We start from the raw sequence: 10,879 nt of genomic DNA, 5'->3' as shown, positions 1-10,879 counted from the left end.
GTCCGGGATGACAGCGGTGGTTCGAACACAAGGCCGACAAGGTTGGGGAGGGCTTCACGATGACCGGGCAACTGATCGGATCGCTGATCCTCTGGCTGATCGTGGCGGTGATCGTCATCGCCATCGTCGTCTATCTGGTGAACTGGCTCTATCGCCGCTCCTCGAAGGAGGTCTCCTTCGTCCGCACCGGCCTGTTCGGCGAAAAGGTGGTGATCAATGGCGGCGCCTTCGTTCTGCCGATCATCCACGACGTCACGCCGGTCAACATGAACGTGCTGCAGCTTGCGGTGACGCGGGCGAACAACGACGCGCTGATCACCCGAGATCGCATGCGCGTCGACATCGACGCCGAATTCTATGTCCGGGTGAAGCCGGAGCGGCAGTCGGTCTCGGTCGCCGCCGCGACGCTCGGTCGGCGCACCTTGCAGCCGGACCAGCTCAATGCGCTGCTCTCCGGCAAGTTCATCTCGGCGCTGCGCACCGTCGCCTCCGAGATGACCATGGAGGAGATGCACGAGCAGCGCGGTTCCTACGTTCAGCGCGTCAAGGATGCTGCCGCCGAGGCGCTGGACCAGAACGGCCTCGTGCTGGAATCGGTCGCGCTCACCGATCTCGACCAGACCGACCTGCAATATTTCAACCCGTCCAACCGCTTCGACGCCGCCGGTCTGACCCGGATCATCGAGGAGATCGAGGACAAGCGGAAGCTGCGCAACGACATCGAGCAGGACTCGATGATCCGCATCCGCACCCGCAATCTCGAAGCCGAGCGCCAGGCGCTCGACATCGAGCGCGAGAGCGAGGCGGCGCGGCTGGAGCAGCAGCGCGAGATCGAGATCAAGCGCGCCATGCAGCGTGCCGAGGTCGCCCGCGAGCGCGCCGTCCGCGACACCGAGGCCGAGCAGGCGCAGATCACGTCGCGCGAGGAGATCGAGAAGTCGCGCATCGCCAATGAGCGCGCGATCAGCGAGGCGCGCATCGCCTCGGAGCGGGACATCCGCCAGCAGGAGATCGCCCGGACACAAGCCGTCGAGGAGGCCGAGATCGCCGCGCGCGAGCAGGTCGAGAAGGCGCGCATCGCCAACGAGCAGGCGATCAACGCCGCCCGCATCGCCTCCGAGCGCGAGATCCGGCAGAAGGAAATCGAGCGCACCAGGGTGCTGGAAGCGGCCGAGATCGAGGCGCGCGAATCCACCGAGAAGGCCCGCATCCTGCAGGAGACCGCGGTCAACTCCGAGCGCATCACCCGCGAGCAGGAGGTCCGCAACCGCGAGATCGAGCGTACCCGCGCGCTGGAGCAGGACGACATCGCGGCGCGTGAATCGGTCGAGACCGCCCGCATCTCGCAGGAGGAGCGTGTCCGCGCGCTCCAGATCGCGCGCAACCGGGCGCTCGACGAGGCCGAGATTGCTGCCCGCGAAGCGATCGAGAAGGCCCGCATCGCCCAGGAGAATGCGGTTGCGGCCGACCGCATCGCGCTCGACCAGCGCACCCGCCTGCTCGAGATCGGGCGCACCGAAGCGATCGAGGCGGCGGAGATCGCCTCGCGCGAGGCGACCGAGAAGGCTCGCATCACTCAGGAGCAAACCATTTCGAGCGCACGCATCCGCCGCGACGAGGATGTGCGCAGCCTCGAAATCGCTCGCAACCAGGCGATCGACACCGCCGAGATTTCCGCGCGCGAGGCGACGGAAGCCGCCAGGATCGCGCAGGAGAAGGCCGTCGCCGCCGAGCGCATCGCCGCGGAACTCGCCACAAAGGAGCTGGAGATCAAGCGCGCGGCCGAACTCGATGGTGCCGAACTCAAGCGCCGCGACGCGGTCGAGCGTCAGCGCATTGCGATCGAGCTGAAGCTCGACCAGGAGCGCATCACCTCGACCAGGACGCGCGAGATCGCGCAGATCGCCCAGAAGGAGGCGATCGAGGTCGCCGAAGAGCAGCGCGCGATCGTCCTCGCGACCAAGAAGGTCGAGCGCACCGACGCCGACAAGGCGCTGCGCCAGGCCGAGATCACGGCGCGCCAGCAGGTCGAGACCGTCGACATCGCCCGCGAGCAGGCGCTGGAAGCGGTCAGGATCGAGCGCCGCCGCGCGCTGGAGCAACTGGAAATCGCCCGCAACCAGGCGCTGCAGGAGGCGCAGATCGTCGCGAACGAGGAGGTCGAGCGCGCCCGCATCTCGTCCGATCGCGGACTCGACGAAGCCCGCATCGGCCGCCAGCGCGAGCTGCGCAAGCTCGAGATCGGGCGCGAGCGCGAGGTCGAGACGGCCGCAATGGACAAGGCGATCGCGCTCTACGCCAAGTCGCTGGAGGAATCGGCGGCGCAGGCCAGTGCCGAGATCGCCCGCGCCAAGGCGGTCGAGGCCGAGGAGAAGGTCAAGACCGTCCGCGAGAGCGAGAGCGCCCAGCGGCGCAAGACCGTTGAGATCCTGCTCGCCGAGAAGGCCGCAGAGGAGGCGCGCATCGCGGCCGAGGCCGAGAAGGTGCGCCGTGCCGTCGAGGCCGAGGCGCAGAAGCTGCTCTACGAGGCCGAGAACGTGCTTAGCGACGGCGCCCGCTACGGGCTGTTCCGGCGCCGCCTGCTCGACAAGATCGAGGGCATCGTGCGCGAGAGCGTCAAGCCGATGGAGAAGATCGAGGGCATCCGCATCCTCCATGTCGACGGGCTCGCCGGCGGGGCGGGAGCGAGCGGCGCGGGCGGCGCGGCGCGCTCGCCCACCGACGAGGTCATCGAATCGGCGCTGCGCTACCGGGTCCAGGCGCCGATGATCGACCAGGTGCTGAAGGAGATCGGCATCGAGGGCGGCAATCTCGCCAGGATGGGTGGGCTGATGCGCGAGGCCTCCGACATGCAACGCGTCGCCAAGGAAGCGCAGCCGGCCAAGCCGAAGGAAGCTGGCGAGCCCCCTCCGGCTCCTGAAGGCGGCGGCCGTTCCGGCTCCGGCAAGAAGTCGTGAGGCGCTGAGCGATGGCCCGCGTCTACGTCTCCAGCGTCATCGCCGCCCCGGCCGCCAAGGTCTGGGCCAGGGTGCGCGACTTCAACGGGCTGCCGAACTGGCATCCGCGCATCGCCGAGAGCCGGATCGAGAACGGCGAGCCGGCCGACAAGGTCGGCTGCATCCGCGCCTTCTCGCTGCGCAGCGGCGACCGTTTGCGCGAGCAGCTGCTCGGCCTCTCCGACTACGACATGTTCTGCACCTATTCGATCCTGGACTCGCCGATGCCGCTGACCAACTACGTCGCGACGCTCAGGCTGACGCCGATCACCGACCAGGAGCGCACCTTCATCGAATGGTCGGCCGATTTCGACTGTGCGCCTGACAAGGAGGCCGAGCTCGTCGCCGGCATCGGCACCAATGTCTTCCAGGGCGGCTTCGACGCCCTCAAGCGCGCCTTCGGGGGATAGCCATGCCCCATGTGGTCCGCAGCACGATCATCGATGCGCCGGTGGACCGGCTCTGGTCGGTCCTGCGCGACTTCAACGGGCATGACCGCTGGCATCCGATCGTGGCGCGGAGCGAGATCGAGCGCGCCTACCCGCCGGACCGTGTCGGCTGCATCCGGCGCTTCCAGCTGCGCGACGGCAGCGAATTGCGCGAACAGCTGCTGACCCTCTCCGATCTCGAGATGACCTTCAGCTACTGCCTGCTCGATACGCCGATCCCGCTGTTCAACTACGTCGCCCATGTCCGTCTGCTGCCGGTGACCGATGGCAACCGCAGCTTCTGGCACTGGGAGAGCCGCTTCACCACGCCGCCGGGACGCGAGGCCGAGCTCGCCAGGCTGGTCGGCGACGAGGTCTACACCAACGGCATCGAGGCGGTGCGCCGCCTGCCGGCGATCGTCGGCGAGGAGGCCTGACATGCTCGATCTGCGAACCTGCGCCAGCCTGTCGGAAGCCGCCGGCATCCTCTCCGGCGACCGCCAGGCGCTGCTGATCGGCGGGGGTACCCTCGTGATGCGCGACGTTAACGAGGGCCGCCTGACCGAGGGCACGCTGGTGCGCGTCACCGATCCGGCCTTCCGCCAGATGAGCACCGGCGGCGCCCGCGTCGAGCTCGGCGCCGGCGTGACCATGGCGATGGTGCTGGCCAATCGCGACCTCGCCTTCCTGCATGCCGCGGCGCGCGCCATCGGCGGTCCGGCGGTCCGGACGATGGCGACGATCGGCGGCAATCTCTTCGCCGCGGCGCCCTATGGCGACTTCACAGTGGCACTGCTGGCGCTCGATGCGCAGGTCGTGCTGCAATCCGGCTACGGCTCGGGCCGGGCGGTGGCGCTGGAGGATTTCCTCAGCGCCCGCGAGCGCGGCGGCCAGGGGCTGGTGACGGCTGTGCAGTTCGCCCGGCCGCAGAACCCGGCCGAGTTCCATTTCCGCAAGATCAGCCGGGTGAAGCCGAAGGGCATCTCGCTGCTCTCGATCGCGGCGCATCTGCCGCTTGCGGGCGGCCGGATCGCGCAGGCGCGCGTCGCCTATGGCGCGATGGCACCGACCCCGATCCGCGCCCGCGGCGTCGAGCGCGCGCTCGACGGCAAGCCGCTCGACCAGGCCGCGGTCCAGGTGGCGAAGCAGGCGGCGCTCGAAGGTTGCCGCCCGGCGACCGACGCGATCGCGAGCGAGTGGTATCGGCGCGAGATCCTCCCCGTCCATCTCGGCCGGCTGCTCGCCGGCGAGCCGCGCTGAGGAGGCGCCGATGGCCAAGCTCCCCATCCAGTTCCGCCTTAACGGCAGCGACCGCGCCACCTTCGTCGACCCGGCGAGCAACCTGCTCGATACGCTTCGGCGCGGGCTCGGCGATTTCGGCCCGAAATATGGCTGCGGCCAGGGCACTTGCGGCGTCTGCACCGTGCTGGTCGACGGCGAGCCGCAGCTCGCCTGCTTGACCCTCGCGGTGTCCTGCGAGGGTCGCCAGATCGAGACCACCTCCGGCATGGCCGACGGTCCGAACCTGCACCCGTTGCAGGACGCCTTCATGGACCATTTCGCCGCCCAATGCGGCTTCTGCACGCCGGGCATGCTGACCGCGGCGCGGGCCCTGCTGGCAAAGAACCCGCAGCCGAGCCGGGAGGAGGTCGTCGAGGCGATCAGTGGCAACATCTGCCGCTGCACCGGCTACGAGCCGATCATCGCCGCTATCCTCGCCGCGGCGAACGCGCCCGGCGCGCGCCGGGCTTGAGGGAGGCCGTCATGCTAGAACTCCGCAAGGACCTCTTCGCCGACGAGCGCGACGACAATCTCAACGTCATCGGCAAGGGCGTGCAGCGCCAGGACATGCCGGGCCATGTCACGGCGCGCACCCGCTTCTTCGACGATCACGCCTTCGACGGCATGCTGCATCTCAAGGTGGTGCGCAGCCCGCACCATCATGCCCGCATCCGTTCGATCGACACCTCGGCGGCCGAGCGCGCGCCGGGCGTCAAGCGCGTGCTGCGCGGCGCCGACGTGCCGGTTAACAAGAACACGCTGCTCAGCCTGATCAATTTCGGTAAGGACGACGAGCCCTCGCTGGCGGTGAGCAAGGTCAGTTACAAGGGCGAGCCGGTCATCGCGATCCTCGCCGACAGCGAGGCGCAGGCGCTGGCCGCGCGCAAGCTGGTGCGCATCGACTACGACCCGCTTCCGGCCGTCTTCGATGTCGAGGAGACGCTGAAGCCCGGCGCGCCGGTGGTCAACGAGACCTATCCCGGCAATTACTTCGAATATCACGAGCGCTTCGACCATCAGAAGCTGCGCTTCGGCGACGTCGAGCGCGGCTTCGCCAGCGCCGATATCGTGATGGAACATCGCTACCAGATGTCGCCGATCGAGCATGCGCCGACCGAGACCAACGGCTCGATCGCGGCGCCCGAACAGAACGGCCGCTATGTCGTGCACTCCTGCGCGCAAGGGCTGTTCTTCGCGCTGGGCACGACCGCCAAGATCGTCGACGTCGAGTCGAACCAGCTGCATTTCATCGGCGGCACGGTCGGCGGCGGCTTCGGCGGCAAGGTCGACTCGCTGACCGAGCCGCTCGCCGTGCTCGGCGCCATGCTGACCGGCCGCCCGGTGCGCTTCGTGCTCGATCGCGAGGAGGAGATGCTCTACGGCTCGCCGCGCGGGGCCGAGCGCATCTACATCAAGGACGGATTGATGCGCGACGGGCGGATTGTTGCCCGCCATATCCGCAGCTATTTCGACGCCGGCGCCTATACGCGCCTGTCGAGCTACGCCGCGATCAAGTGCACGGCGCATGTGCCGGGGCCGTACTGGATCCCCAACGTCGCCTCCGACATCTACGTCTCCTACACCAATCGCTGCCCCTCGACCGCGATGCGCGGCTTCGGCGTCACCGCGGTCGACTTCGCGCTCGAGGTCCAGATGGACCGCCTCGCTGAGGCCGCCAGCATGGACCCGATGGAGTTCCGGATTCTCAACGCCTATCGCGATGGCGACATGAAGCCGCATCGGCGCGCCGCCAAGAACACGGCGCTGGTCGAATGCGTGCAGGTCGCGGCCGAGAAGGCGAACTGGCCGCTGTCCGAGCAGGCGAAGCGGGCGTCTTCGCTGATCGGCGGCGGCGCCGGCGAACGCGCGCAAATCCCGGCGACCCAGCTCGATGCCCGCGGCCAGATCGGCCGGCCCGATACGCGGAGCGGACCGGTGACGCAGGTGCTGCCCGCAGGGACGAGCCGGATCGCGCCGAGCAAGCAGCCGGTGATGGAAGGCGCGCGCGACGGCCGCGCGACGCCGACGCAGGTGCCGCGCTACGAGCCGCAGCGGCCGACAGCGCCACCACCTCCGGCCTACCAGCCCGCGCCGCCGCCCTATCAGCCGGCCAGTTCATATTCGCCAGCTCCCGGCCACCAACCGGCGAGCCCGCCGCCTGCCTCGCCACCGCCGGCCGCACCCGCGCAGACCCAGCATGGCGCGGTGCGGTTCTCGTCGGTCTTCGGCACGAGGAGGCGCTGAGATGGCACGTCACGAAGGCCGCGGCATGGCCTCGGTCAACTACCCGATCGGCATGAACCTGGGCGGCGATCCAAGCCAGGCGCTGATCCATTCCAACCCGGACGGCAAGTTCACCGTCGCGCTCTCGGCGATCGATCTCGGTCAGGGCATGAAGCAGGTCTCGCGCCAGATCGCGGCAGAGACGCTCGGCGTGCCCATCGAGGATGTGTATGTCGACACCGCCGACAGCGACACCGGCCCGCACGACATGGGCTCCTTCGCCTCGCGCGGCACGCACCGAATGGGCAACGCCATCATCGTCGCGGCGCGCGAGGCCCGTGGTGTCCTGCTCGAGGCCGCGGCGGAAGAGCTGGAAGTCAATGCCGCCGACCTCGTCACCGACGGGCGCGGCAACATCCATGTCCGCGGCGCGCCCTCGCGCAGCATCACGGTCAAGGCGACGGCGCAGGCGGCGCAGTTCAAGCAGGGCAAGACCATCGCCGGGCGCGGCATCTTCCTGATCCCGCTTTCGGCGGTCGATGCCGAGACCGGCGAGATGAACCCGAACACCGCCTTCGCCCATGCCTGCCTCGTCGCCGATGTCGCCGTCGACGACGAGACCGGCGAGGTCGAGGTGCTCAGGATGACCAGCGCCTACGAGCTCGGCCGCGTCATCAATCCGCGCATGGTCGAGCAGCAGCTGGTCGGCGGCGCCTGGATGGGGATCAGCCACGCGCTCTACGAAACGCCGGAACCGTATTATCCCAATCCGGAGCACGGCCCGCGAGACTTCAACGAGTACCTGATGCCAGGGCCGGGCGACATCGCGCCCTATCACGTCACGGTGCTGGAGCGACCGGCGCCGGATGGCCCGTTCGGCGGCAAGGGCCCGGGCGAGATGTGCGCCAATCCGGTGCTGCCGGCGATCGCCAACGCCGTCTACAACGCTGTCGGCGTCCGGGTCGACGAGTTGCCGATCACGCCGGAGAAGATCCTGCGTGGGATCAAGGCCAATGGTGGCGCCAAGCCCGGTCCGCGCCGCGGCGGCCCGGTCAACTGGCGGTGACGCGATGGCGCTGAGGACGACCGTCGCCGGCATCTCCAGCCCCGAGGACCTCGCCGAGGCCCTCCAGGCGGCGATGTATCTCGCCGATGACGGCATCGCGACGGCCGGCTACCTCTCGCTCGCGCTTGGCAAGCCGTTGCTGCTGGAGGGCGCGCCCGGCGTCGGCAAGACCGAGGCCGCCAAGGCGCTCGCCGGCATCCTCGGGCGCCAGCTCATCCGCCTGCAATGCTTCGAGGGTATCGACGCGGCCGCCGCGCTCTACGAATGGAACTATCCGCGCCAGATGCTCGCCATTCGGCAGGCGAAGGACGGCGAGCAGCTCGACATCTACCGCGACGATTTCCTGATCGAGCGGCCGATGCTGACGGCGCTGCGGCGGCCGGACCAGGTCGTGCTGCTGATCGACGAGATCGACCGCTCGGACCATGAGTTCGAGGCCTTCCTGCTCGAATTCCTCTCGGATTTCTCGATCTCGATCCCCGAGCGCGGCACTTTGCGCGCGCCCGAGCGGCCGGTGGTGATCCTGACCTCGAACCGCACCCGCGAACTGCACGAGGCGCTGCGCCGCCGCTGCGTCTACCACTACATCGCCTATCCCGAGCCGGAACGCGAAGCGCAGATCATCATGCTGCGCTCCTCCGCCGTTGCCGAGAGCACGGCTCGCGCGGTCGTCCATGCGGTCGGCCTGCTGCGGCAGGAGCCGCTCGCCAAGCCGCCGGGCGTCGCCGAAGCGGTCGACTGGGCCGAGGCCGCGACGGCGCTGGCCCAGAGCGGCGCGCCCTGGCCGGAAGCGTTTCGTCGCTCGCTCGGCGCCGCGATCAAGGACGAGGAGGACCTCGCCCATTTGCGCCCTCGCCTGCCGCTCTTCATCCCGGGGCTGGCTGCATGATCGCGCCACTTCCTGCCGCAGCCCGGCTTTTCGTCGCTTTCCCGGCGCTGCTGCGTGAACACAGCATCGCGGCCGCGCCCGAGCAGACGACCAGCTTCCTGATGGCGATCGAACTGCTCGGTCCGCGCAGCGTGGAACATATCCGCAAGGCCGCGCTCGCGACGCTTGCGCCCCATCCCGAGCAGCGCGCGCTCTTCGATGCCCTGTTCGACTTGCACTTCCTCGGCGGCGCCCTGGCCGAGCCCGGCGACGATGATTTCGCGCCGGACGAGGACATGTCCATCCAGGAGGATGCCGGTTCGCGCGAAGTGTTGATCGGCGAGGAAGTCAACGAGACCGGCCAGGCTGCGACCGGCGCGGAAGCCCTCTCGATCCGCCAGCTGAAGCCGCTCGACGACAGCGAGACCTTGCGCCGCTTCGGCCGGGCGCTGCCGGCCGCCCTGCCCCGCCGGCGCGGCTATCGCCACCGGGCTGCGCGGCGCGGACCGATGGTCGACCTCGCCCGCAGCCTCAAGGATGCGATCCGCCATGACGGCGAGGTGATGAGCCTGAAGCGGCTCAAGCGCGAGACGCGGCCACGGCCGATCCTGCTGCTGATCGACGTCTCCGGCTCGATGAAGCAGCGCAGCGACGCCAATCTCGCCCTCGCCCATACGATCGTCCACGCGACCCGGCAGGTCGAGGTCTTCACTTTCGGCACGCGGCTGACCCGCGTGACGCGGGCGCTCCGGCGCAAGCGCCGCGAGCAGGCGCTTGCGGAAGCCTCCGGACTCGTCGCCGATTGGGATGGCGGCACCCGCATCGGCGACGCGCTGCAGGCCTTCCTCGCCGTGCCGCGCTTCGCTGCTTACGCGCGCGGCGCGGTGGTCGTCGTGCTCTCGGATGGCCTCGAACGCGGCGATTCCTCCGCGCTGGTCACGGCGATCGCGAGGCTGGCGCAGCGCGCCCACCGCATCGACTGGCTGACGCCCTTGGCGGCCGATCCCGGCTACCGGCCTGAGACCGAAGCGCTCCGGCTGATCGCGCCGCGCCTTGCCAGCCTGTCGAACGGCGGCAGCACGGCGCGGATCTGCCGGCACATCCTGTCACTCGGAGGCTCGCTGGCGGCATGACCGGTCTCGTCGATTCCCATTTCCACATCTGGCGGCAGGCCGATCTGCCCTGGCTGCTCGGCCCGATGCAGCCGCGCATCTTCGGCCCCTACGAGCCGATCCGGCGCGACTATCCGATCGCCGAATATCTCGGCGACTGCCGGCCCGCGGGCGTGACGCAGGCCGTCTATGTCCAGGCCAATTGGGCGACTGATCGCTATCTCGACGAGGTGACTTACGTCTCGCAGGCCTCGGAGGAATCCGGCTTCCCGATCGCCATCGTCGCCTATGCCGACATGCTGGCCGCGGATGTCCGCCCGCAACTCGATGAGCTTGCGCGCAACGCCCGGGTGCGCGGCGTGCGCATGCAACTGCACTGGCACGAGAACACGCTCTACCGCTTCGCCAGCGGACCCGATCTCGCCCGCGATCCCCGCCTGGTCGCCAATGTCGGGCGGCTGGCGGAGTATGGCTTCAGCTTCGACCTCCAGGTCTTCGCCGGCCAGATGGCGGGCGCGGCCGAGCTCGCCGCCGCCTGCCCGAACGTGACCTTCGTGCTCCAGCATGCCGGCATGCTGGAGGACCTGTCGCCTGAAGGCATTACCGCCTGGCGCGCGGGCATGACCTTGTTGGCAGCCCAGCCCAACATCACCAGCAAGCTCTCGGGTCTCGGCACCTTCCTGCGCCGCAACGATCCCGAGCAGATCGCCTTCATCATCGGCGAGACGCTTGCTCTGTTCGGCGCGCAGCGCTGCCTGTTCGGCTCGAATTTCCCGATCGAAAAGCTCTGGACGTCCTATGCCGAGCTGATCGGCGCCCATCGCGCCGCCGTGCCGCAAGCCGCGCAGGAAGCCGTGTTCAACGAGACCGCGAGGCGGGTCTACCGCCTCGGCCGATAATCAAAG

10 protein-coding genes are annotated in these 10,879 nt (G+C 69.1%); all 10 read left to right on the top strand.

The features are described 5' to 3' along the window. Nucleotides 1–59: 59 nt before the first annotated feature. The 10 genes from BMZ21_RS20490 to BMZ21_RS20445 are packed head-to-tail and all read left to right on the top strand — an operon-like array spanning nucleotide 60 to nucleotide 10,873. Nucleotides 60–2,957: a flotillin family protein gene (locus BMZ21_RS20490; RefSeq protein ID WP_091838497.1), complete on the top strand. Its 2,898-nt coding sequence runs from the start codon at nucleotides 60–62 to the stop codon at nucleotides 2,955–2,957. A gap of 11 nt (nucleotides 2,958–2,968) precedes the next feature. Next, nucleotides 2,969–3,406: an SRPBCC family protein gene (locus BMZ21_RS20485; protein ID WP_091838493.1), complete on the top strand. Its 438-nt coding sequence runs from the start codon at nucleotides 2,969–2,971 to the stop codon at nucleotides 3,404–3,406. A 2-nt stretch (nucleotides 3,407–3,408) separates the two neighbouring features. Continuing rightward, nucleotides 3,409–3,861 carry an SRPBCC family protein gene (locus BMZ21_RS20480; protein WP_091838489.1) on the top strand — a complete coding sequence of 151 codons (453 nt, stop codon included), beginning with the start codon at nucleotides 3,409–3,411 and terminating at the stop codon, nucleotides 3,859–3,861. Between the two features lies 1 nt (nucleotide 3,862). After that, nucleotides 3,863–4,684: an FAD binding domain-containing protein gene (locus tag BMZ21_RS20475; RefSeq protein WP_091838484.1), complete on the top strand. Its 822-nt coding sequence runs from the start codon at nucleotides 3,863–3,865 to the stop codon at nucleotides 4,682–4,684. Between the two features lie 10 nt (nucleotides 4,685–4,694). After that, complete coding sequence (locus BMZ21_RS20470) at nucleotides 4,695–5,177, top strand: (2Fe-2S)-binding protein (RefSeq protein ID WP_091838479.1); 483 nt, start codon at nucleotides 4,695–4,697, stop codon at nucleotides 5,175–5,177. 11 nt (nucleotides 5,178–5,188) lie between these two features. Next, entirely contained in the window at nucleotides 5,189–6,949 is a 1,761-nt protein-coding gene (locus BMZ21_RS20465) for a xanthine dehydrogenase family protein molybdopterin-binding subunit (RefSeq protein ID WP_091838473.1), read from the top strand. A gap of 1 nt (nucleotide 6,950) precedes the next feature. Next, on the top strand, nucleotides 6,951–7,994 hold the full coding sequence (locus tag BMZ21_RS20460) for a xanthine dehydrogenase family protein molybdopterin-binding subunit (protein WP_091838469.1): 1,044 nt from the start codon (nucleotides 6,951–6,953) through the stop codon (nucleotides 7,992–7,994). 4 nt (nucleotides 7,995–7,998) lie between these two features. Next, nucleotides 7,999–8,883, top strand: a complete 885-nt coding sequence (locus BMZ21_RS20455) for an AAA family ATPase (RefSeq protein WP_091839380.1) — start codon at nucleotides 7,999–8,001, stop codon at nucleotides 8,881–8,883. Further along, the gene (locus BMZ21_RS20450; protein ID WP_091838466.1) at nucleotides 8,880–9,995 is read left to right on the top strand and encodes a vWA domain-containing protein; all 1,116 of its coding nucleotides are present in this window, start codon (nucleotides 8,880–8,882) and stop codon (nucleotides 9,993–9,995) included. The genes BMZ21_RS20455 and BMZ21_RS20450 overlap by 4 nt, the downstream gene beginning before the upstream one ends. After that, nucleotides 9,992–10,873 carry an amidohydrolase family protein gene (locus BMZ21_RS20445; RefSeq protein WP_091838463.1) on the top strand — a complete coding sequence of 294 codons (882 nt, stop codon included), beginning with the start codon at nucleotides 9,992–9,994 and terminating at the stop codon, nucleotides 10,871–10,873. Before BMZ21_RS20450 ends, BMZ21_RS20445 begins: the two co-directional genes overlap by 4 nt. Nucleotides 10,874–10,879 lie beyond the last annotated feature (6 nt).

Source organism: Allobosea lupini (assembly GCF_900109525.1).
Classification (GTDB): Bacteria; Pseudomonadota; Alphaproteobacteria; order Rhizobiales; family Beijerinckiaceae; genus Allobosea; species Allobosea lupini.
This window is presented reverse-complemented; position numbering and strand designations above follow the sequence as displayed.

Bases quoted from the DNA above. Each gene is read 5' to 3' on its own strand.
- BMZ21_RS20445 (WP_091838463.1), top strand. From the start codon at position 9,992: ATGACCGGTCTCGTCGATTCCCATTTCCACATCTGGCGGCAGGCCGAT.
- BMZ21_RS20490 (WP_091838497.1), top strand. From the start codon at position 60: ATGACCGGGCAACTGATCGGATCGCTGATCCTCTGGCTGATCGTGGCG.
- BMZ21_RS20455 (WP_091839380.1), top strand. From the start codon at position 7,999: ATGGCGCTGAGGACGACCGTCGCCGGCATCTCCAGCCCCGAGGACCTC.
- BMZ21_RS20475 (WP_091838484.1), top strand. From the start codon at position 3,863: ATGCTCGATCTGCGAACCTGCGCCAGCCTGTCGGAAGCCGCCGGCATC.
- BMZ21_RS20465 (WP_091838473.1), top strand. From the start codon at position 5,189: ATGCTAGAACTCCGCAAGGACCTCTTCGCCGACGAGCGCGACGACAAT.
- BMZ21_RS20480 (WP_091838489.1), top strand. From the start codon at position 3,409: ATGCCCCATGTGGTCCGCAGCACGATCATCGATGCGCCGGTGGACCGG.
- BMZ21_RS20460 (WP_091838469.1), top strand. From the start codon at position 6,951: ATGGCACGTCACGAAGGCCGCGGCATGGCCTCGGTCAACTACCCGATC.
- BMZ21_RS20450 (WP_091838466.1), top strand. From the start codon at position 8,880: ATGATCGCGCCACTTCCTGCCGCAGCCCGGCTTTTCGTCGCTTTCCCG.
- BMZ21_RS20470 (WP_091838479.1), top strand. From the start codon at position 4,695: ATGGCCAAGCTCCCCATCCAGTTCCGCCTTAACGGCAGCGACCGCGCC.
- BMZ21_RS20485 (WP_091838493.1), top strand. From the start codon at position 2,969: ATGGCCCGCGTCTACGTCTCCAGCGTCATCGCCGCCCCGGCCGCCAAG.